The organism is Vibrio sp. YT-18 (assembly GCF_033337345.1).
Classification (GTDB): Bacteria; Pseudomonadota; Gammaproteobacteria; order Enterobacterales; family Vibrionaceae; genus Vibrio; species Vibrio alginolyticus.
Map to the genome: position 1 here is coordinate 155,882 of NZ_JAWOQO010000010.1, position 21,743 is coordinate 177,624.

At 44.4% G+C, this 21,743-nt stretch carries 18 protein-coding genes; 4 read left to right on the forward strand and 14 right to left on the reverse strand.

Features of this window, described 5'->3' with window-relative positions; all coding sequences use genetic code 11:
- Positions 1–25: 25 nt before the first annotated feature.
- The 7 genes from R7M72_RS15315 to R7M72_RS15345 all read right to left on the reverse strand — a co-directional run bounded on the left by R7M72_RS15315 (position 26) and on the right by R7M72_RS15345 (position 6,009).
- Positions 26–1,129, reverse strand: a complete 1,104-nt coding sequence (locus R7M72_RS15315; RefSeq protein ID WP_053303175.1) for a phosphoribosylaminoimidazolesuccinocarboxamide synthase — start codon at positions 1,127–1,129, stop codon at positions 26–28.
- A 203-nt stretch (positions 1,130–1,332) separates the two neighbouring features.
- Positions 1,333–1,725, reverse strand: coding sequence for a SulA-like leucine-rich domain-containing protein (locus tag R7M72_RS15320; RefSeq protein ID WP_315956965.1), 393 nt, complete (start codon positions 1,723–1,725; stop codon positions 1,333–1,335).
- Positions 1,726–2,136: 411 nt separating this feature from the next.
- The gene (locus R7M72_RS15325; protein ID WP_005377960.1) at positions 2,137–2,319 is read right to left on the reverse strand and encodes a hypothetical protein; all 183 of its coding nucleotides are present in this window, start codon (positions 2,317–2,319) and stop codon (positions 2,137–2,139) included.
- A gap of 177 nt (positions 2,320–2,496) precedes the next feature.
- The gene (locus R7M72_RS15330; protein WP_054577920.1) at positions 2,497–3,471 is read right to left on the reverse strand and encodes a molecular chaperone DnaJ; all 975 of its coding nucleotides are present in this window, start codon (positions 3,469–3,471) and stop codon (positions 2,497–2,499) included.
- A 76-nt stretch (positions 3,472–3,547) separates the two neighbouring features.
- Positions 3,548–4,207 (reverse strand): OmpA family protein, encoded by a 660-nt coding sequence (locus R7M72_RS15335; protein ID WP_169644525.1) that lies wholly within the window; start codon positions 4,205–4,207, stop codon positions 3,548–3,550.
- A 217-nt stretch (positions 4,208–4,424) separates the two neighbouring features.
- Positions 4,425–5,120 carry a DUF2786 domain-containing protein gene (locus tag R7M72_RS15340; protein ID WP_005377954.1) on the reverse strand — a complete coding sequence of 232 codons (696 nt, stop codon included), beginning with the start codon at positions 5,118–5,120 and terminating at the stop codon, positions 4,425–4,427.
- A gap of 208 nt (positions 5,121–5,328) precedes the next feature.
- Positions 5,329–6,009: a DUF3334 family protein gene (locus tag R7M72_RS15345; protein WP_005388843.1), complete on the reverse strand. Its 681-nt coding sequence runs from the start codon at positions 6,007–6,009 to the stop codon at positions 5,329–5,331.
- 264 nt (positions 6,010–6,273) lie between these two features.
- On the opposite strand from R7M72_RS15345, the gene R7M72_RS15350 reads away from it, so the two are divergent.
- Positions 6,274–9,309 carry an FAD-binding and (Fe-S)-binding domain-containing protein gene (locus R7M72_RS15350; RefSeq protein ID WP_053306950.1) on the forward strand — a complete coding sequence of 1,012 codons (3,036 nt, stop codon included), beginning with the start codon at positions 6,274–6,276 and terminating at the stop codon, positions 9,307–9,309.
- Between the two features lie 73 nt (positions 9,310–9,382).
- Entirely contained in the window at positions 9,383–9,844 is a 462-nt protein-coding gene (locus tag R7M72_RS15355) for a methyltransferase family protein (protein ID WP_053306949.1), read from the forward strand.
- Between the two features lie 110 nt (positions 9,845–9,954).
- Here the strand turns inward: R7M72_RS15355 and R7M72_RS15360 are convergent, their stop codons facing one another.
- The 6 genes from R7M72_RS15360 to hutC all read right to left on the reverse strand — a co-directional run bounded on the left by R7M72_RS15360 (position 9,955) and on the right by hutC (position 17,433).
- Positions 9,955–10,680, reverse strand: a complete 726-nt coding sequence (locus tag R7M72_RS15360) for a DUF3581 domain-containing protein (RefSeq protein ID WP_053306948.1) — start codon at positions 10,678–10,680, stop codon at positions 9,955–9,957.
- Positions 10,681–11,015: 335 nt separating this feature from the next.
- Positions 11,016–12,551 carry a histidine ammonia-lyase gene (gene hutH / locus R7M72_RS15365; RefSeq protein WP_017821814.1) on the reverse strand — a complete coding sequence of 512 codons (1,536 nt, stop codon included), beginning with the start codon at positions 12,549–12,551 and terminating at the stop codon, positions 11,016–11,018.
- Positions 12,552–12,562: 11 nt separating this feature from the next.
- Entirely contained in the window at positions 12,563–14,260 is a 1,698-nt protein-coding gene (hutU, locus tag R7M72_RS15370; RefSeq protein WP_053306965.1) for a urocanate hydratase, read from the reverse strand.
- A 73-nt stretch (positions 14,261–14,333) separates the two neighbouring features.
- Positions 14,334–15,344 carry a formimidoylglutamase gene (gene hutG, locus R7M72_RS15375; RefSeq protein WP_033905138.1) on the reverse strand — a complete coding sequence of 337 codons (1,011 nt, stop codon included), beginning with the start codon at positions 15,342–15,344 and terminating at the stop codon, positions 14,334–14,336.
- 1 nt (position 15,345) lies between these two features.
- Positions 15,346–16,596, reverse strand: a complete 1,251-nt coding sequence (hutI, locus tag R7M72_RS15380; RefSeq protein ID WP_017634852.1) for an imidazolonepropionase — start codon at positions 16,594–16,596, stop codon at positions 15,346–15,348.
- A 129-nt stretch (positions 16,597–16,725) separates the two neighbouring features.
- Positions 16,726–17,433: a histidine utilization repressor gene (hutC, locus tag R7M72_RS15385; protein WP_017634851.1), complete on the reverse strand. Its 708-nt coding sequence runs from the start codon at positions 17,431–17,433 to the stop codon at positions 16,726–16,728.
- 248 nt (positions 17,434–17,681) lie between these two features.
- Between hutC and R7M72_RS15390 the strand changes: the two genes are divergently transcribed.
- Entirely contained in the window at positions 17,682–18,425 is a 744-nt protein-coding gene (locus tag R7M72_RS15390; RefSeq protein ID WP_170897138.1) for a sporulation protein, read from the forward strand.
- A gap of 6 nt (positions 18,426–18,431) precedes the next feature.
- Here the strand turns inward: R7M72_RS15390 and R7M72_RS15395 are convergent, their stop codons facing one another.
- Complete coding sequence (locus R7M72_RS15395) at positions 18,432–19,409, reverse strand: DUF3187 family protein (protein WP_170897137.1); 978 nt, start codon at positions 19,407–19,409, stop codon at positions 18,432–18,434.
- Positions 19,410–19,811: 402 nt separating this feature from the next.
- Here R7M72_RS15395 and thrS point away from each other — a divergent pair, with 402 nt between their 5' ends.
- The gene (gene thrS, locus R7M72_RS15400; RefSeq protein WP_005395892.1) at positions 19,812–21,740 is read left to right on the forward strand and encodes a threonine--tRNA ligase; all 1,929 of its coding nucleotides are present in this window, start codon (positions 19,812–19,814) and stop codon (positions 21,738–21,740) included.
- Positions 21,741–21,743 lie beyond the last annotated feature (3 nt).

Consider the following 21,743-nt stretch of genomic DNA (forward strand, 5'->3'; position numbering starts at 1 on the left):
AGCGTTTAGCAATCTAGCGACAGTGCTAGTCAATCAATCCGTATTCTTTGCTCAGAACTTCGATGATTTCCGCTTTCGGATTATCACTCAAATGAATCGGCTTGCCTGTAATCTTCTCGGCAATACCAATGTAAGTGCTCGAAATCGCCATCAAAGATTCGACGGGTAAAGCATTATCACGAGCGAGTGCTTCGCGCTCTGGCATACGTTCTTTGTTTAGCAAGATATCTGGGTCAGGGAAGTGGTTAAGTAGGAACTGGCGGAAACCTTCTTTTGAGTTCTCTACGATGTGACCTGCTTGGTACTCTTTAGCATCCCATATACGAGACGAGTCTGGTGTACCCACTTCATCCATGTAAATCAGCTTTTCATTGCCAGCAGCATCATGAACATAACCAAATTCGAATTTGGTATCGACAAAGATTTGGTCGATTTCTTCTAACGCTTGGCTGATAACGTTAAAGCCTTCTTTCAGCAGTTTTTCGTAGAGTGCGATATCGTCGGCACTTGAGAAGTTAAATGCTTCGTAGTTGTCTACGATATTTTGACGAGTAATATTAACGTCATCCGCTTCTGGCACACCGGGAATACCTTTTAGAATGCCTTTTGTGGATGGGGTCATTAGCAACTCTGGCAGTGCTTTGTCTTTTCCTAACCCTTCAGGAAGTTGGATTCCACAAAACTCGCGCTCGCCATTTGCGTAAGCGCGCCACATCGAACCCGTGATGTATTTGCGGCAGATGGCTTCGATTTTTACCGGTTTGGCTTTTTGTACAATCCAAACAAAAGGGTGAGGAATGTCTAGAATATGGCTATCTGCTAAGCCATTTTCTTTGAACAGTTTGAACCAGTGATTAGAAATCGCATTAAGCGCAGCCCCTTTACCCGGGACACCATTAAGACCACCTTCAGCATGCCAAATACAATCGAATGCAGAGATTCGGTCGCTAATCACCATGATAGCCAAAGGCGCATCTGGAGCGACATTGTATCCTTTTTCTTTGATCAGTCGGGCGCTGTCTTCTTCAGTTAACCAGTAAACTGAACGAACTTTTCCACTATGAACGGGTTTATGGGTGCGAATTGGCAGGTCGTCATTGACGGCAAGTACTTGATTAGCAAGGCTCATTGCGACATTCCTATCATCTTAATCAAACGTCAGAAAGAGAAGATATTCAGCAAAATGTGGGCGCTGAATAAATCGAATGTGGGCATCATACCAGAACTATTTTAACTCGCCAGAGAAAAAGCAAACGTTTGCCTGTTTTCTTTAATACAAAAAAAGCCCCCTTAAAAAGGAGGCGAGATGCAGGATGGATAACGTCGAACTTATTAGTGGTACTTATTAACTCTGCCTTCGACGAAAAAGACTTCACACTGATAGCGCTGCGCCATGTCGCGCAACATAGATTGATTCATAAGTGCAATTTTATTGGATGCGACAACAGCACTGGCATTGCCTGAGCGGATGGCTTTTATCACGATCTCGACTTCTGAAAGCTGTTGAGAGGGCTTCATTTGAATAACGTTTTTACAGCAAATATTAGAAGCAGTGAGTTGTTCAAAGTCTGGACGAGGGCAGTCTGATGTAAACAAAATCCATTGTTTCTGCTGCGATAAAACAGCCAGCTTAGATAGAAGTTGATCCGAAACGGCCATGGGCTTAGTTGCTTGTGCCAATACGTTGTAACGAGAGTATGTATGAGATTGACTTTGTAACTGCATCTTACTGTTCCTTTATACATGCTGTATGTGTATACAGTAGTTTGTTTTGGTGACCTGATCAACCAGTTTCTCAAAAGTTATTTGCGGTTTTTTGAGAAGGAAATAAAAGGATTTGATTCTAAGTAATTGAATTTATGTGGTTGTTTTTCATTTTTGATATGTCTAACATCAATTTAAAAATGTGAGGTGAGTAGAAAACTGGACGAGAGACATACAGGGGTTTACTACTGTATATACAGGTGTTTTTCACGGACAATGGTTTGTATACAGTGGGAGAGGGCTGATAACCGATGCGACGTGCTATGTAAGATAGGAGGGAATACGAGATAGAGATTGGAAATAGGGCTTGGCCGATCAAAAAAGCGCCTTAAGAGGCGCCTTTGAAAATCAGTTCCGTTGATTCCGTCTTGCTTAGCTCGCTCGTTGCAAGCGTTCGCGCATTTGTAATTCGCCTTGGTTAAATAGGCGCACGTCGATTTTCGCCATGTCGTAACAAGCTTTACATGAGTAGTGGTGCTTGCCATCTAAATAATCGTGACGAGTTACAAGGCTAGGTTTTTTACACCAATCACAGGTGCCTTCTTCAGTGAACATTGATTTTCTCCCCACCTAGATTAATTTGAGTCGTTAGGTGTTATTTTGCGCCGGGCATTATGGCATAAAAGCGCGACTTAAGTTAAATGTCTGTTAATTTGTTTGAGAGGGAGATCGATTGCGGCGCTTGATTATATAGGTCTAAAAGCATGCTAGCCAAAGTATTCTGACCTATTTTTACTGTTTTGTAACATTTTGTGAGACGAGCTTAAAGGCATGATTGAGTCGCTTCATTTCTTCTTCACTGCCTCTTGTGTCAGGATGATAAAGCTTTGATAGCTGCCTATAGCGTAGCTTGATTGCTTGTAAATCAGGGATGTGTTGTGGTGTGTAGCCAAACATAGCACACGCGACGCTTAGCTTATGGTTCTCTGCCTGGGTTTTGGATTTCTTAAATTCTTTGAATACTTTCTCTAGCTGGCGTTTCAGTTGCTTGTTCGTAAACTCTAGCTCTTTTATTTTTTTCGCCATTCGTTGATTTTGGCTTTCCTCTTTGGCTTCAAGCGCTTTTCTATTTTGCTTAAGTTTCTTGATTACGAGAAAACTTAAGCCGCTGATGATGAGTATCGCCGCTAGCCAGATCAGCCATAAAAACTGCGAGTGTTCTACTTTGGGGTTTGCAACTGTGCTTTTCTCTTCCTGTGCTTGCTCAGCCTTTTTATCGAGCGACTTTATTTGGGAGACTTGTTTAGCTCGCAGTTGGTTGAAGCGCTGCTCTAACAGTTGATTATAAGCTTGTTCTGCTGCTGGATTATGCTGAGAAGCCATTTGATACAAGGCTTCAGTCAATTGAGCAGTTGTGACCTTATCTGGATTGCGCTGAATAAAATCGGCGAGAAGAAAGCCACGATCGGTTGGGTCATTGAGTGCGATAGAGGTTAGCCAATATAACGCTTGTGTTTCATTTTTTTCGCCATTTATCCCTTTAGCAAAGTCGTTCGCGAGCTGTTTTTGCGCAGGGAGGTAACCTTGGTTGGCGGATTGCTCTAGCCAGTAGCGCGTTTCTGGTGAGGCTTCAGCTTTGTTTGATGCCAATAATTGTTGTGCGTACTCGTATTGTTCGATGGGGTCATTTGGAGCTTGAGAGGCAAGTGAGTAGCCAGAAAAGCTGAGGCTAAATAAGCAGAGTAGGGCAGACGTTTTGACAGACATTAATATGTCAGGCCTAACGATAATGGTTAGGCCTGCTCCGGTAATTTTTTATTATTACCGTTATGGTGCAACCAAATTACTTCAGTGGCAAGATCTGGATTTCAACACGACGGTTGCACGCACGACCTTCAGAAGTTTGGTTTGAGCAAATTGGGTTACGTTCGCCGTAGCCGCGTGCAATTGCACGACCAGGTGCAACGTTTTGAGATACTAGGAATTGACGTACGGACTCTGCACGGCGCTCTGACAACGTTTGGTTGTATGACTCACTGCCTGTGCTATCCGTGTAACCATCAATAACGAGACTGGTATCTGGGTACTCAACTAGGATGCGAGCAACACCGCTTAGAGTATTATGGATACTAGCATCAAGTTGGTAAGAGCTTGAAGAGAAGCCGATACCGTTTTCCATACGCAGTAAAAGCTGATTTTCACCAACACGCTGAACTTGTACGCCAGAGTTTAGCAAAGCGCGACGTAATTCCGCTTCTTGTTGGTCAAAGTAGTAACCAACGCCAGCGCCAGTCGCTCCGCCTGCGGCTGCACCAATGAGTGCATGCTGACGACGTTCTTTAGCATCATCACCCGTTGCTAGGCCGATTGCTGCGCCAGCGATCGCACCAATAAGCGCGCCTTGCGTGGTGGAGTTAGTTTCGTATTCACCCGTTGTTGCATTTTGGCGTTGAGTGGCTTGACAGCCAGTAAGAGCTAGCACTAGAGCTAGTGCAATAGGCATCTTTTTCAAGGGAAAATCTCCGTATAAAACTGAGGCGAAACCATGCCTCATAATGGGATGCGAATTATGAATAAACAAGCATTAATATTTGTTATGAGAAAGTAAGATTGATAAGAGTTTCTGTAAGAAAATTCCTATCAATACTGCCAAAGCTCTCAAAGTAAGCCCCATCGACATCGAAGTCATTGCTGCTTATGTGAATCCTTTACTATTCTGGCTATTTCGATGAATCGCCCAACATTTTGCGTGCTTGTTCGCCGCCCACTCCACGATTAACTGAAACCTTTCTACCTTTCTTTAAGCCCACTTCGTAGTCTTCAGTTAGGTTTTTCATCGCTTCTTTCAATTGCTTCTTGAACGTTTCGCGGTCAATGTTTTGGAATTCTTTATCAATATAGTCATTAATTTTATTGGCCGACTCTTCATCTGGAGAAATAATTGGCAATTTTTCAATCGCGCCTTCCACCCAGCCAGATACAAATGAGTTCACACGGCGAGTCACTTCCTGAGAAGAGGTGCCGGTGCCAGCAAAGCTGTTTCGGAATTGTCCGGTACTTTCGTTCATCTCGCGATAAACAATATCGAAAGCAAATGCAGCAAAAATAGCGCGATCTGCTTCACCGATAAATTCGACACGTTTGAGCCCTTTGTGATTCAACAATACTGCTTCGACACCGAATTTTGTGTTAATGCCGCGAATCACTCGCAATATGGTAGAACTGATGTTCGCTGGTAGCAGATGAGAAGATTGTGTTTTTCCCATTCTGATGAACTCAATATCGTCTTTATCGAGACCATATTTAAGCATGAGGCGATGTGCCATTTTGATAGCATTGGCAGCCTCATTAACATTAGCGGAATTGCCCAGTTCTAAGCACTTGGCGATTTTTTTCAGAGCTTTTTGTTTATCCATCGACAACCAGTAACGAAAGCAGAAAATTTATGAAGTCAGACATATTACCTTTTTTGACATAAAAACGAAATACAAGGTGGGACTGAAGATAATTTCTGCACATAAAAAGAAGCCTCGCATTAAGCGAGGCTGGCGTTTTAGTTCGTCGTAATCAGTATGAAGTCGTACTTGTGTCTAAGAAGCCATTCTTCATTAAGATTCGTTAGAATTACAACCCGAGCTGGTTGAGCAAGTCATCGGCATCATCGTTTGATCCCGACGATTTAGATTCTTTCTCAGCCAACTGTTTACGTGTTGCCTCTAAAATGTCGTCTGGGTTTTCGTCTTCAGCAACTTCAAACTCTTCCAGTTGGATGAACTCAGTTTTATCCATTGCTAGTTCGAGATAGAAAATATTGTTGTTTTCGGTGGAGAACGTCACTCTGCGCGCTTGAGGGCGGTCAAGGTTGGTATCAACTTGTAAGATAACTTGCTTATTCAGCGCTAGCATTTTTGGTTGGTTTTGTGTGATGTTCGTTTGCAGGTCTTTACGAATTTTATTAGTGAAGTCTCCGACCAGTTGATTCATGAGTTCACCCAGAACATCGCCTACCTCGTCAGAAGTATGAGATATTGCCAGTTCTTCTTCTGGCATGCCCATATTACGCATGTAGTTCGTGTAGATCTCCAGTGCGGCTTTTGCCGTAAAATTAATCACAACTAGCCCGGTAAATCCGCCATCAAACAGAACAAAACAGCCAAAATCTGGTTTGAGGCTAGTCTTGTGGATTTTTTGCACCATTGCTGAATAATTTACTTGAGAAGATGTCGCCGAAGTAAGTACGCCAGAAACAGACTGGCAAAGTTTGAGAAGGATATCTTCAGTGGTCACAATTTTATTTTTTTTCATTCTGAAAACTCATCTAGAAACGCGATTCGTTCCCCAATGTAAGGCATCAAGCGTGAAAAAATAAAGCATAAGTTTAATTATTGTATCGAGATTCTGATTTGCTCGTCTTTTTAAATGTTGTAAAGTGACGAAATTCAAAGAATATTACTTCACTAACTCTTTTGTGGTGTTTTTTTTTCGCTTAGCGCCAATTTGTATGAGAAGTGAGCAAATAATTACATAACCCGCAGCTGATCGGATCAGCGTCGTAGGGGCAGGAAGCAAATGTTACCAAGATTACACTCGCAAACTGATGTCGATCCTCTTGTTCTTAGTTTTCTGAAAGAGCTTGAGCACGCCGGATTCACTGGCGATATCGAAAGCCAATATTCAAGCCGACTAGCGGTTGCCACTGACAACAGTGTTTACCAGCAACTTCCTCAGTCTGTCGTTCATCCCAAAACGACTGAAGATGTTTCTCTCCTCGGGAAACTGAGCAATAAAGAAAAGTACGAACGAATTACCTTTTCACCTCGTGGTGGCGGCACAGGGACCAATGGTCAGTCGCTAACCAAAGGTATTGTGGTGGATATGTCTCGTCACATGAACAAAGTGCTTGAGATTAATGAGAAAGAAGGCTGGGTTCGTGTACAAACTGGTGTAGTGAAAGACCAGTTAAATGACGCTGTTCGTCCTTATGGCTACTTCTTCTCTCCAGACTTATCTACCAGTAACCGTGCAACGATTGGCGGCATGGTCAACACCGATGCTTCTGGTCAAGGTTCTCTGAAATACGGAAAAACATCCGATCATGTTTTGTCGCTACAAGCGGTGTTTGCTGATGGTTCAATTTTAGAGTCGGACTTGTCTCATGGTTACCCAAAAGAAGGCGAGTTTGCTGCCAAGGCGCTACGTGTAACGGAATCCGTATGTCGTGAAAAACGCCAGCAGATCGTAGATAAGTTTCCTCCTCTTAACCGATTTTTAACGGGCTACGATTTAAAAAATGCCTTGAATGAAGACGGTAACCGTTTCGATATCACACGAGTACTGTGCGGCGCGGAAGGTTCATTGGCATTTATTACCGAAGCAAAGCTGAACCTGACGCCAATTCCGAAAGCACGTACTTTGGTTAACGTTAAATACAACAGCTTTGATTCTGCACTGCGTAATGCACCGTTTATGGTAGAGGCGAAAGCGCTGTCTGTAGAAACCGTTGACTCAAAAGTGCTTAATCTCGCGAAGCAAGATATCGTTTGGCACACCGTGAGCGATTTACTTACCGATGTTCCAAATAAAGAGATGCTTGGCATCAATATGGTGGAATACGCAGGTCAGGACGAAGAGGAAGTTGCTGCTCAGGTTGCAGCATTGACCGCCAAGCTCGATACCATGTTGGAAACAGAAGAAGCGGGCATTATCGGCTACCAAGTTTGTAACGATGTAGCGAGCATTGGGCGTATTTACAACATGCGTAAAAAAGCGGTGGGTTTGTTAGGCGCAGCAAAAGGTCGTGCTAAACCGGTCGCATTCGCTGAAGATACCTGTGTGCCACCAGAAAACCTGGCGGACTTTATTGTAGAGTTTCGAGAACTGTTAGACAGCAAGTCTCTGAATTACGGCATGTTTGGTCACGTCGATGCTGGGGTGCTTCACGTACGTCCTGCGTTGGATTTGTGTGACCCGCACCAAGAAGCATTGATGCACGAAGTTTCTGATGAAGTGGTCAAGCTGGTGGCGAAATACGGCGGTTTGATGTGGGGTGAACACGGCAAAGGTTTCCGTTCAGAATATGGCCCTGAGTTTTTCGGCAACGAGTTGTTTACTGAACTGAGACGTGTGAAAGCGGCATTCGATCCACACAACAAAATGAACCCGGGCAAAATCTGTACACCGCTGGATAGTGATGCAGAGCTTGTAAAAGTTACCGATACCAAACGTGGTTACTATGACCGTCAGATTGACGTTCAAGTACGTGACAGCTTTAAACAAGCGATGGAATGTAACGGTAACGGTTTGTGTTTTAACTACGATACTAGCTCGCCAATGTGTCCATCGATGAAAGTAACAGCCGATCGTCGTCATTCACCAAAAGGTCGTGCAGGCTTGGTTCGTGAGTGGTTGCGTCAGCTTACTGAGCAAGGCATTGATATTCTTGACTTAGAAAAGCAAACACTAGAAAACAAAACATCAATCAAAACCATGATTGACCGCGTACGTCATTCTATCAATCGTCGTCACGAGTATGACTTCTCTCACGAAGTGTATGAAGCGATGAATGGTTGTTTGGCGTGTAAAGCGTGTGCGAGTCAGTGTCCGATTAAAGTCGATGTTCCGAGCTTTCGCTCACGCTTTTTAAACATCTATCACTCTCGTTATCAACGTCCTGCAAAAGACTATCTGGTTGCTAACATTGAAACTATGCTGCCGATGATGGCAAAAGCGCCAGGTGTCGTAAATGGTGTTTTGAAGCAGTCGTGGGTGAAAAGTTTAACGGCATCTACGGTCGGGTATGTCGATGCGCCGTTGTTATCAGTACCCACCTTGAAACAACGAGTAGAGTCGCTGACAACGCCTTATGATCTGCAAGCGCTCAGTGGTTTGTCTTCGTCTGAAAAGAGCAAGCATGTTTTAATTGTTCAAGACCCATTCACTAGCTACTACGACGCTGATGTCGTTGAAGACTTCGTTAAGTTATTGAAAAAGCTGGGTATGCATCCGGTACTTCTGCCGTTTAAGCCGAATGGTAAAGCACAACACATTAAAGGGTTTTTACGTCAGTTTAAGGACACAGCAGCCGACACTGCGAAGTTCTTGGCGATGGTAGCGGATTTGGATATCCCATTAGTTGGCGTCGACCCTGCTTTGGTGCTGTGTTATCGAGATGAATACGCTGAAGTGCTTGGCAGTAAGCGAGGTAATTTCGATGTACTAACAGCCCACGAATGGCTTTACCCAAGACTAGAAGCGTTTGAAAGCGGAGAGCATAAGGCGCAGGAACCTTGGTATCTGTTTGCGCACTGTACTGAAAAAACCAAAATGCCAAATGCGGAAAAAGAGTGGGGCGCTATTTTTGCTCACTTTGGTGCAGTTTTGAATACGGTACCTGTTGGTTGTTGTGGTATGGCGGGTACGTTTGGTCATGAGGTTGATAAGTTGTCGATGTCGAAAGATATTTACAATTTAAGCTGGAAGCCAAGCTTAGATAAGTTGGATAACGAGAGATGTTTGATTACAGGCTATTCTTGCCGCAGCCAAGTTAAACGCTTTGAAGGAACGAAGCCCAAGCATCCCGTTCAGGCATTGTTAACTTTGTTGTAATCGGACTAAATCAAGCCCAGTTTTACTGGGCTTTTTAGAAACCGTATTTAGAACCTTTCAAAGGATATGAATCTTGAAAAAACTTGAACTCAAAGTCCCACCTGTTGTGGTGTTTTTGTTGGTCATACTTTTGATGTACGGACTTAAAGTTTTGACGCCGAGCATGAACATTCGAGTACCCTTTGTTGAATTTGTAGTAGGTGTATTAACTTTGTTGTCTGGCTACATGGGCATTGCTGGCGTGTATGAATTTCGCAAGGTAAAAACCACAGTGAACCCAGTAAAACCTGAAGCGGCATCTTCTGTTGTAAGAACTGGTGTGTTTGCCTTTTCACGCAACCCTATGTACACGGCATTATTGCTTCTAATCATAGCAACTGGTTTGTGGTGGCAGCACTTGAGTGTGGTGCTTTGTGGCGTGATATTTGTCAGTTATATGAATCGGTTTCAAATCAAGCCTGAGGAACGCGTTTTAGAGCGATTGTTTGGTGAAGAGTATGTGGATTATAAAAACCATGTTCGTCGTTGGCTCTAAGCATTGCGTTTAGTTTTGTTTGGATGAGACATAAAAAGAAAGCCCAACGGTCGACGTTGGGCTTTCTTTTAGTAAACACTTTTTTTGTGCGCTTCTGATAGGGCAGTCGACTAGGCTGCCTTAACGAACTTTGCTAGGAATGCATCCTTACGTTCATTAAAGCGGCGTACAAGGTCGTCAACCGCTTCTTGGTCATATGGCTTCAAGCCACTTGCAACCATGCGCTTAATACCTTTACCAACGACTTCACCGTCTTCTTTAAACGCAAAGTTTAAGGTGACTACACCTCGTTTTCCTTTTACGTCGAATGTTGCGCCAGTGAAATCCACCTCTGGATGCGTAAGGTCTAAGCGTGAAAATTCGACTTCCATGCTTTCATAAATAACTAATGGACGCTGGCAGTTAATCATCATTTGCTTCTCTTCCATAAGAGGAACCATGATGTGAGGGAAGTTCATACCAGAAAATTGCACGTAATTTGTCACTACATGCTCAATAAATGCCGGATCGTGGTTAGTTTCACCTTCACGGGACATGTGTAAGTATTCTTTACCTGCCTCGTCAACAACAGCGCTTTCTTTGTCACACTTATTTTCAATATGAAGTGCTACACCATCGTTTACCATGCCAGAGAAGTTAAAACGCATCTTTTGGCTAACGCCTTCTTTACTAAGAAGCACAGCGAAAAGTAAATCTCCAGGGACACAAAAGCGTTTGTTGTCTTCATCATGAATTGGGTTGTAGTCACCTGCGACACGTTTTGCAAAGTGGCTTGCTTGTTCGCGAGTGAACTGAAACTGGTGATTAGTGTTTGAAAAATAAGGTGTTAGAAACATAATTTTTACGTAGTAACCAAAACTGTGTGGGATTATATGCGAATATCTGAGTAGCAATGGTCCATCCAGTGAAAACTTCACCGTATCCTAACAATAAGACACTATTTCGGCGGATAAACCGTTAAAAACGCATACTTTAGCAACGCTTTTATTTGTGAAAACAATAAACAACGACCTTTTCGCTCGCCTATCTTTTAAAGTATAGCCATCAAAGTAGACAGGCGTTCATAAATAGTGCCATCAACATGTTTAATCGTATGTAAAAAGGCTCCACGCTGAACGTAGAGCCTTCAAGTCATTATCTGTTTATTCGATGAAATGCCAGTTATGCTTGGTTATTGAACACTTGGTAACAAGCTCTCTGGCATGAGCGTGTTGTGGATAGCCAGCTTAAGCAGAGTATTTGCCTGTTCAATGTCTGGAGCAAAGTAGCGATCTTTATCGTAGAACGATACTTTTTCACGCAACATTTGTTTCGCAATCTCAATACGCTCAGAGGACTTGTTTGGTGCTCTAAAGTCTAGGCCTTGTGCTGCTGAGAGGTATTCTACCGCCAGAATACCGCGAGTGTTTTCGCCCATTTCTTTCAATCTGCGAGCCGCGAATGTTGCCATTGACACGTGATCTTCTTGGTTTGCAGATGTTGGCAAGCTGTCTACTGACGCTGGGTGAGCGAGCGTTTTGTTTTCACTTGCTAACGCAGCAGAGGTCACCTGAGCGATCATGAAACCAGAGTTCACACCACCATTGTCGACTAAGAACGGTGGTAGTTTTGATAGCGCGCTATCGATAAGTAATGCCATACGACGTTCAGACAAGCTACCGATCTCGGCAATCGCAAGTGCTAGGTTGTCGGCTGCCATTGCAACAGGCTCCGCGTGGAAGTTACCGCCAGAGATGATGTCACCATCTTCAGCAAACACCAACGGATTATCTGATACGGAGTTCGCTTCTACTTGTAATACTTCCGCCGCATTGCGGATTTGCTGTAAACACGCGCCCATCACTTGAGGCTGACAGCGCAAAGAATACGGGTCTTGTACTTTTTCACAGTTAGTGTGCGAATCACCTATTTCACTCGATGTGTCTAACAAATGACGGTATGCGAGTGCTGCGTCCATTTGGCTGCGATGACCACGTACACGGTGAATGCGCGGATCGAATGGACGTCGGCTGCCGAGAGCGGCTTCAACAGACATTGCACCACAAACGGTTGCTGACGCGAAAAGGTCTTCCGCGATAAACAGGCCTTCCAATGCGAACGCTGTGGATGCCTGAGTCCCATTTAGTAGCGCTAAGCCTTCTTTTGGCGCCAGAGTGATAGGCTCTAGACCTGCGATTTTTAATGCTTCTTGCCCGGAAATGATTTTACCGTTGTGGCGAGCTTGTCCTTCTCCCAGTAATACAGTGCTCATATGGGCTAGAGGAGCTAAGTCACCTGATGCGCCAACAGAGCCCTTTTTAGGTACACAAGGGTAAACTTGTGCGTTGACTAGGTCGGTCAGCATATTAATGACTTTTAGGCGAATCCCAGAAAAGCCACGAGACAGACTATTGATTTTTAATACCATCATCAGACGAACCGTTTCATCTGACATAAACTCACCGATACCTGCCGCATGAGAAAGAACGATACTGCGTTGCAGTGTTTCTAAATCTTCTGGTGCTATTCGTGTGTTAGCCAATAGCCCAAAACCAGTGTTAATTCCGTAAACCGTTCGATCTTCCGCGATGACTCGGTCTACGACCTGTGTGCTTTCTTCAATGGCCGGAATGGCTTCAGGATCCAAAGTAAGGTTGACTGGTGAACGGCTCACTTGGCGTAGTTCGTTTAAGCTAATATGACCTGGCTTTAGCGTTAAATTTAACATCTCTTTCATCCTTACTTGAGCTTCTTCAGTTCTTCGTTGAGCATTGGCAAATCTAGCCCTTGCTCTGCTGCACATTGTTTAGCGATATCGTATCCCGCATCAGCATGACGCATCACGCCTGTTGCTGGGTCGTTATGCAGCACGCGGGCAATACGTTGTGAGGCATCTTCACTGCCGTCACAGCAGATAACCATACCTGAGTGTTGCGAGAAGCCCATACCTACGCCACCGCCGTGGTGCAGTGAAACCCAAGTTGCGCCGCCCGCCGTGTTGAGTAGCGCGTTTAATAATGGCCAGTCTGATACGGCGTCAGAACCGTCCATCATACCTTCGGTTTCACGGTTCGGGCTTGCTACAGAGCCAGAGTCTAAGTGATCTCGACCAATGACAACGGGCGCTTTAAGTTCGCCATTTTTCACCATTTCGTTGAATGCTTGACCAAGACGCTCACGATCTTTAAGACCAACCCAGCAAATACGCGCAGGTAAACCTTGGAACTGGATGCGTTCGCGAGCCATATCTAGCCAGTTATGTAAGTGCGGATTATCTGGAATTAGCTCTTTTACTTTTTGGTCGGTTTTATAAATGTCCTCAGGATCGCCAGAGAGAGCAGCCCAACGGAAAGGACCGATACCTTCACAGAATAGAGGACGAATGTAGGCTGGAACGAAGCCAGGGAAATCAAATGCGTTTTCTACGCCTTCTTCCAAGGCCATCTGGCGGATGTTGTTACCGTAGTCGAGTGTTGCGGCGCCGCGATTTTGCAGCTCTAACATCGCTTGAACTTGCACAGCCATGGATTTTTTCGCTGCTTTTACGACCATTGCTTCATCTTGCAAACGCATTTCTGCTGCGTGAGACATGCTCCAGCCTTGTGGTAAATAGCCATTGAGCGGGTCGTGTGCAGACGTTTGGTCTGTTACGACATCAGGCGTGATATTACGTTCTACCAGCTCAGAGAAAACGTCTGCTGCATTACCTAGTAGACCAACCGATACTGGTGTGTCTGACTCTTTAATGATAGCTAGCGCTTCATCTAAAGAAGTCGCTTTCTTATCGACATAGCCTGTACGTAGGCGGTAATCGATACGTGATTCATCACACTCTACTGCAATCATGGAGAAGCCCGCCATTGTACCAGCGAGAGGTTGAGCACCCCCCATGCCACCAAGACCACCTGTTAGAATCCAACGGCCCTTTGCTTCGCCGCCAAAGTGTTTTTTTGCAACAGATACGAACGTTTCGTATGTGCCTTGTACGATACCTTGCGAGCCAATGTATATCCAGCTGCCAGCGGTCATTTGGCCGTACATCATCAAGCCTTGTTTATCGAGCTCGTTGAAGTGTTCCCAGTTTGCCCAATGCGGAACAAGGTTTGAGTTTGCGATAAGCACGCGTGGGGCATTTTTATGAGTAGGGAAAACACCAACAGGCTTGCCTGATTGAACTAAAAGCGTTTGGTCATCTTCGAGTCTTTCAAGTACTTCAACAATCTTGTCGTAACACTCCCAGTTTCGCGCTGCTCGGCCAATGCCGCCATATACAACCAGTGAATGTGGATGTTCTGCAACATCAGGATCAAGGTTGTTCATCAGCATACGAAGAGGGGCTTCGGTTAGCCAAGATTTTGCGCGCAGTTTATCTCCGTGAGGTGCACGAATTGTTCTGCTTGTATCAAGTCGTGGATCTTGTCCCTGGCGCTGTGTCATTTCAGACTCCTTTAGTTTCTCGTGATGACCAAGTACTTGCTTGGTCGTAATAATCAGTGGCATCTGGGATGCATTATGGTTTGTGCTGTTTTTCCGCCATTGCGTTGGCGATATCCCAACACAAACGGGCAGCTAATCGTGCTGTTTGACTATCGACGTCATAATTTGGGTTGTATTCGGCGATATCAGCCAGCATTAACTTATTTTTGTAATGAAGAATTCGATCTAAAAAGGGGGCAATTGTGTCGTAACTCACTCCCCGAGCTGCTGGTGCGCTGACTCCAGGTGCGGTTGCGGCAGGAAATACATCTAGATCAATAGTCAAATAGAGGTAGTCACAGTCGTCAATAAAATGCTGAAGCTGAGTTAAGTGATAACTGTGGTTTAAGTAGCAGAGCTGATTGTCCTCTACATACCAAACATTTAACGCATCTGCTTTTTCAAATAGCGCTTTAGTGTTGCTACTGCGGCTTACACCAATACAAGCGTAATGAAAGTCCCAATCGTTACGTTGACAAAAATGATGAATTTGGTTGAAGGGTGTACCAGAGCTCGGTCTTATGTCGGCGAGGTTACTCTCGAATGCGCGCAAATCGAAATGCGCATCGAAATTGATAATGCCGATTTTAGGCTTCTTCTCTGGATGGTGCGCTTTAAAATATTCCGCTAAGCCGGAAAACGAGGCCCACGCAATCTCATGCCCACCACCCAGCACGATGACTGGCGTATGGGGCAGTGCGCTTGAAATGGTTGCTGCACATAGAGCTTGGCTCTCTTCCAGTAAGTCGTCTTCACACACCACAGTACCTAAGTCATATAGTGGGGCGTCTTGGTGCCATGCTAAATTAGCGAGTGCTCGTCGGATTAAGTCTGGCGCTTTTTTCGCGCCAATGCGTCCTTTGTTTCTCGCAACGCCAGCGTCGGTAGCAAAACCGAGTAATGAGACGCCATGCGCAACGGCACTCAACTCATCTGCTTTTTGGCGTTGAACAACGTGATGAATTCGCTGACCAAGCTTGCCGTCCTCGGCATCATGACGGCCTTGCCAATGAAATAGGGGAGAGTGTAGGTCGAATTGAGACATATTATTGGCCTCCGTGTGAAATGTATTCACCATTTACTATACGACCTACCAGACGTTTTGCTCCGACTTGATAGCTTAAATCCGCAGGGCTTTCGATATCCCAGATAGAGAAGTCCGCATCAAACCCTACTTTGATTTCGCCACGTGAGTTTTGATAACCCAGTGCTTTGGCTGCATGTTGCGTTACACCACGCAGTGCTTCTTGCGGTGTAAGGCGAAATAGCGTGCACGCCATATTCAGCATGAGTGTGAGATCAGAAAATGGTGATGTACCTGGGTTGACGTCCGTAGCAATTGCCATCGGCACGTTATGCTCTCTCAATAACTCAATCGGTGGTAACTGAGTCTCTCTTAGAAAATAAAAAGCGCCAGGCAATAGAGTGGCGACGGTGTTTGATCGAGCAAGTGCTTTAACACCTTGCTCATCTAAAAACTCGATGTGATCCGCTGACAGACCGTTGTATTGCGCAGTGAGGGCTGTACCACCGAGATTAGAAAGTTGCTCAGTATGCCCTTTAACCTTTAAGCCGTGGCGTTTTGCAGCTACAAACACTTTTTCTGTTTGTTCAAGATTGAAACCAATCGATTCACAAAAAACATCGACACTCGTAGCTAATTCTTCCTTTGCGACAACAGGGATTATGTCCTGACAAATGTGCTCAATATAATCATCTGCACGACCTTGAAACTCTGGCGGAATAGCGTGAGCGGCGAGAAGTGTAGTGGTGATTTTAACTTTGCGCTCTTGCTCTAGCATTTTGGCGGCACGGAGCATTTTTATTTCATCATTCAGTGTCAATCCATAGCCAGATTTCACCTCGACAGAAGTGACGCCACTCGCGAGTAACCCATCTAAACGTGGTAACGCTAACTCAACTAGTTGTGCTTCGGTTGCAGAGCGTGTCGCATGTACCGTTGAGAGAATCCCGCCGCCTTGTTTGGAAATTTCTTGATATGGCACGCCGTTTAAGCGCATTTCAAATTCGTTGGCACGATTGCCCGCGTAAATAAGATGAGTGTGGCAGTCGATCAAACCTGGCAGAACTAACTGGCCTTGAAGATCGATACTCTGAGGGTAATGTTGGGCAGACAACAGAGACTCGGTTTGCGGTGCGTCTTCACCAATGGCACAGGTACTGATCGCAACGATTTTTCCAGATTGAATACCAATGCGCGCTGGAGGCGTTGGAAGGTATCCGCATTCTCCCGATTGCATGGTAACTAGACGTGCGTTTTCAATCAGCAAATCCATGTTTGTGTCCCTGTGTTTATTTGTATCATTAAATGTATATACAAATAAATAGAGCAAAATAAGAACACTGACAAGATTGATGTTGCTAAAATGTGATCAAAACGTAGATCTAGAGGACAAATCTTGTCCTTAAATGAGCACTTTTGAGCTCAGCTTATATTTGTTACCAGGGTGATAAAGTAGGGCGGTACTGACTAACTTATCTTGGCTCCACGTTCTGCGATTCAAGAGAAGGCAAGGTTCATTGGCTTGCATTTTTAAGTCTTGCTTAATACGGCTTTCAGGCACAATTGCCTCTACAGTATGTTCTATCGCGCTGAGTGGGCAATTATCTGACAGGTATTGATTTGGAGTGATTTGTGTGAAGTCTTGATTTAAATAACTCGGGGCATATTGGCTATTCACCCAGCGGAGCTCCAATTGAATCGGCGTTTGGTCTTCATAGTGAATAATTTCACTGTAAAACACTGTCGTGCCTAACATAACGCCGAGTTTTGTCGCAATGTTGTCATCTGCTTTTATAGCAATCTGTTTGAGCACTTTACTGCCATACTTTCGCCCTCTATCGCTGACTTCTTCGGCAATGTTTCGAATGTCTAGCAGGGGAGATTCTGACTTTTCACCAGGATCACACACGAACGTGCCTAAGCGTGGGCGACGTTGTAATCGGCCCTCATTAACTAAATCCCGAATTGCTTTGTTCACTGTCATTCTACTGACACCAAATTGCTCGGTAAGCTCAATCTCGGTGGCGATGCGATGACCAACTACCCACTCTCCAGCCTCAATTTTATCCAGGATAAATTGTTTAATTTGAATGTAGAGTGGTGCAGACATAATCATTTTCCTTTATTTGACTATACAAATACTGCTTAATTTAGGTACAAATTGCAAACATTTCTCGACGAATGTACCGCTTAGTGACCGAACAATCCTATTGCAGAGCTGAATGACTCTTGCTGTTGAGCATTATTTGGCTTGATGATTGAATTCAAGCATTTTCTTGTGGTCTATTGCTTGCACAGCAGAAAACAATTGTGTAAACAAACGATTATTAGAAGAAAAGTCGCTAAAAAAGGAAAAATATGTTTAAAAAATTGAAAGCATCACTGGGGATCGGCTCTGCAAAAGTAGATACCATTTTGGACGAAATGAGCGTGTTTCAAGGAGCGACGCTGAAAGGGCAGGTTTATATCAAAGGTGGAGACGTCGAACAACAAATTGATGCTATTACGATTAAATTGAACACGGAAATGAAAGTCGAAGTGGATGATAGCGTAAGTTATCAAACCTTCACTATCGATCAATTGAAAGCAGTTGACCCTTTTGTGATTCAACCTAATGAAGAAAAGCAGGTTCCGTTTGAGCTAAAACTGCATGACGAAACACCAATTACTGCGGTTAGCGCACTTAAGAATCAATGTCATGTTTGGGTCGAGACGACGTTAGATATTGATTTTGCAATTGATCCGCGTGACCGTGACTATATTGAAGTGAAACCACTACCAGTAGCATCTCGGGTTATTCAAGCGATCGAGCAAGCTGGCTTCACTATGGTTAAAGCCGATGTTGAAAAAGGCTTTTTGCGCGGTGGCTCGTTTGCCTCTCGCTCTGGTATTTATCAAGAGCTAGAATTCCGTAACAGCGGCTTTATCTCATCAAAAGAAATTGAGCTCTCTTTTATTCTGGAAGGGCAGGTCATGCATTGTTTGGCAGAGATTGACCGTTCGCTCAGCTTGGCTGGTGACCAATATCGCTCGTTTACGTTGCCGATCAATGCAACCGATGCTCAAGTCGCTGCCGCAGTTGCACCAACGCTAAATCTATAGCTCTCATCAACTTGATGAAAATATGTACCGATATCCTATTGTGAAAGCGATATCGGTACTGTTATCCATGTTTCTTGCGTTCTCTACGGCTAAAAACTCAAGCGCTGAATTTTCCATTAGATATCGATAGCCTAATACCAGTTCATTAGAGGCATCAGCAAACTCTGTGGGCCCTTCTGTTGAGCCTTGATACCAATGATATTCCAACATCAGGTGATGGTTATCTTCTAAGGCATAACGGTACCCACCCGCAATGGCAATCGTATTATGTCGATAGGGCAGATCGAGCAAGGCACGGTCATCCGAGCGAAAAGTCATGCCAATCATCGAATAAAATGCATGAGCATCACTTAAGTAGCTGTAGTTCAATTGGAAGCCTTGCTCGAAACTGCTACCTTGAAAAGTGCCGTGAACCACATCGTTAAAATACAAACTGCCGCCAATCGATAGGCCGTGATGTTCATTTTGGAACACTTGATACTGTAAGTAAGTAGATAGGTTATTGGCTAGTGTTTGTCCTTCGAAATCATCTTCAAGCACATTATATTGCGGCATTGAAATGTAAAAACGATCTCTGTCTACTTTATCCCGCCCATTTTGTCCGATACCGAAAAGTTTATGGAAGCTTTTCGTCAGTCCATCTAAATGGTTGTCAGCGGCAAAGACCCATCGATAGTTGAGCTCCCACTGCCAACGGTTGCTGACTTGCCATTTGCTGCCTAATTCGATTTGATTGTGGTAATAATCCAGTGCGTATTCATCAGTATGAGCCCAAACACTTGCCACGGTTCCCGAACCATAGGCTTCGACAAAACCATAGGGCAGACTATGTCCTGAACGCAGTATGTTGGTGTGACTAACCACTTGCATTGGGGATTGTGCGTAAGAACGCAGCGGGCCATATAAGTCATTTGATGCGAAGGCTTGCAAAGAACATATCGAGGTGCTTAGAAGCACCATAAAGCGCGATTTGAAATAGACCATGATGAATACCTACATACAAACTACTCTATAAAACAACTATATACCTAAATCGCACGTTGAGCTCTCGCCAAGCGTGTTAAGCTTTGTATCGGTTCAAACGTAATAGGCGATATTGTAATTTGTTGTGTAAGTTCATTGGGGGGCAATTCCGTTTACAAGTTATGCGGTCTCTTAAAAAGCATGATCAGATTGTCGTGACGGGTCTGCGGTTAAGTTCTTATGACAAAACAAAATCGCGCTTTGCATTCTAATTGTGAGCTAGGTACAATCCCATTTTCGATAACGGTCCGGTATTCGTGTTACCGAGAGGCCTTTATTGACTCTCAACTATTTTCAACAAATAGCTTCTAATTTGAATAACATGTGTTGCTTGGTGTGCAACACCACTGTAAAGGACATAGCATGCCTATTATTACTCTTCCTGACGGCAGTCAGCGTCAATTTGACAACCCAGTTTCTACTATGGAAGTTGCGCAATCGATCGGTCCTGGTCTTGCAAAAGCAACTATCGCTGGTCGTGTAAACGGTAACCGCGTTGATGCGTGTGATCTAATTGAAGAAGACGCAAGCCTTGAAATCATCACAGTTAAAGATGAAGTAGACGGTCTAGAAATCGTTCGTCACTCTTGTGCTCACCTTCTTGGTCACGCTCTTAAGCAGCTTTACCCTCAAGCTAAAATGGCGATCGGTCCAACCATCGACAATGGCTTCTACTACGATATCGACTTAGACGAATCTCTAACGCAAGAAGATCTTGAAAAGATTGAAAAGCGTATGAAAGAGCTAGCGAAAACCAAGTACGAAGTGGTTAAGAAAAAAGTAAGCTGGCAGGAAGCGCGTGATACGTTTGAATCACGTGGCGAACCATACAAAGTGGAAATCCTAGACGAAAACGTATCTCGTGATGATCGTCCAGGCCTTTACCACCATGAAGAATACATCGACATGTGTCGTGGTCCTCACGTTCCTAACATGAGCTTCTGTCAACACTTCACTTTGCTGAATGTTGCAGGTGCTTACTGGCGTGGTAACAGCGACAACAAAATGCTTCAACGTATCTACGGTACGGCTTTCCACGACAAGAAAGCACTGAAAGCGCACCTAACTCGCCTAGAAGAAGCGGCAAAGCGTGATCACCGTAAGATTGGTAAGCAACTAGACCTATTCCACATGCAGCAAGAAGCACCGGGTATGGTGTTCTGGCATCACAATGGTTGGTCTATCTTCCGTGATCTAGAAGTATTCATCCGCGCTAAGCTAGATGAGTACGGTTACCAAGAAGTGAAAGGTCCACTTATGATGGACCGTGTTCTTTGGGAACGCTCTGGGCACTGGGACAAATACGCTGATGCAATGTTCACAACTTCTTCTGAGAACCGTGAATACGCGATTAAGCCAATGAACTGTCCAGGTCACGTACAGATCTTCAACCAAGGTCTGAAATCGTACCGTGACCTACCGCTACGTATGGCTGAGTTTGGCTCATGTCACCGTAACGAACCATCTGGTGCACTACACGGTATTATGCGTGTACGTGGCTTTACTCAGGATGACGCTCACATTTTCTGTACTGAGAGCCAAATTCAAGAAGAAGTAACAAACTGTATCAAGATGGTGTACGATACGTACCAAACATTTGGTTTCGACAACATCGTAGTGAAACTGTCTACTCGTCCAGAGAAACGTGTAGGTTCAGATGAAATCTGGGATCAATCTGAAGAAGCATTGAAGCAGTCTCTTGAATCGATGGATATCCCATACGAAATTCAAGAAGGCGAGGGTGCGTTCTACGGTCCTAAGATTGAATTCACACTATACGATTGTCTAGACCGTGCGTGGCAGTGTGGTACTGTCCAGCTAGACTTCAACCTACCAGGTCGCTTAGGTGCAACTTATGTAGGTGAAAACAATGAACGTCTTGTACCGGTAATGATTCACCGTGCGATTCTAGGTTCACTAGAGCGCTTCATCGGTATCCTTATCGAAGAATATGCTGGTTTCTTCCCAACTTGGTTGGCGCCAGAACAAGCAGTTCTTATGAACATTACTGATAAACAGTCAGGTTATGTTCAAGAAATAGTACAAAAACTACAAAAAAGTGGAATTAGAGCTAAAGCGGACTTGAGAAATGAGAAGATTGGCTTTAAAATCCGCGAACATACTTTGAAGCGTGTACCGTATATGCTTGTTGTTGGTGACCAAGAAATGGAAGCTGGCGAAATTGCAGTGCGTACTCGTAAAGGTAAAGATCTTGGTAAATTTAAAGTGGATGATTTTATTGCATACATCCAAGACGAGATCTCTAGCCGTAAGCTCAATCTGGAGGAATAAGCT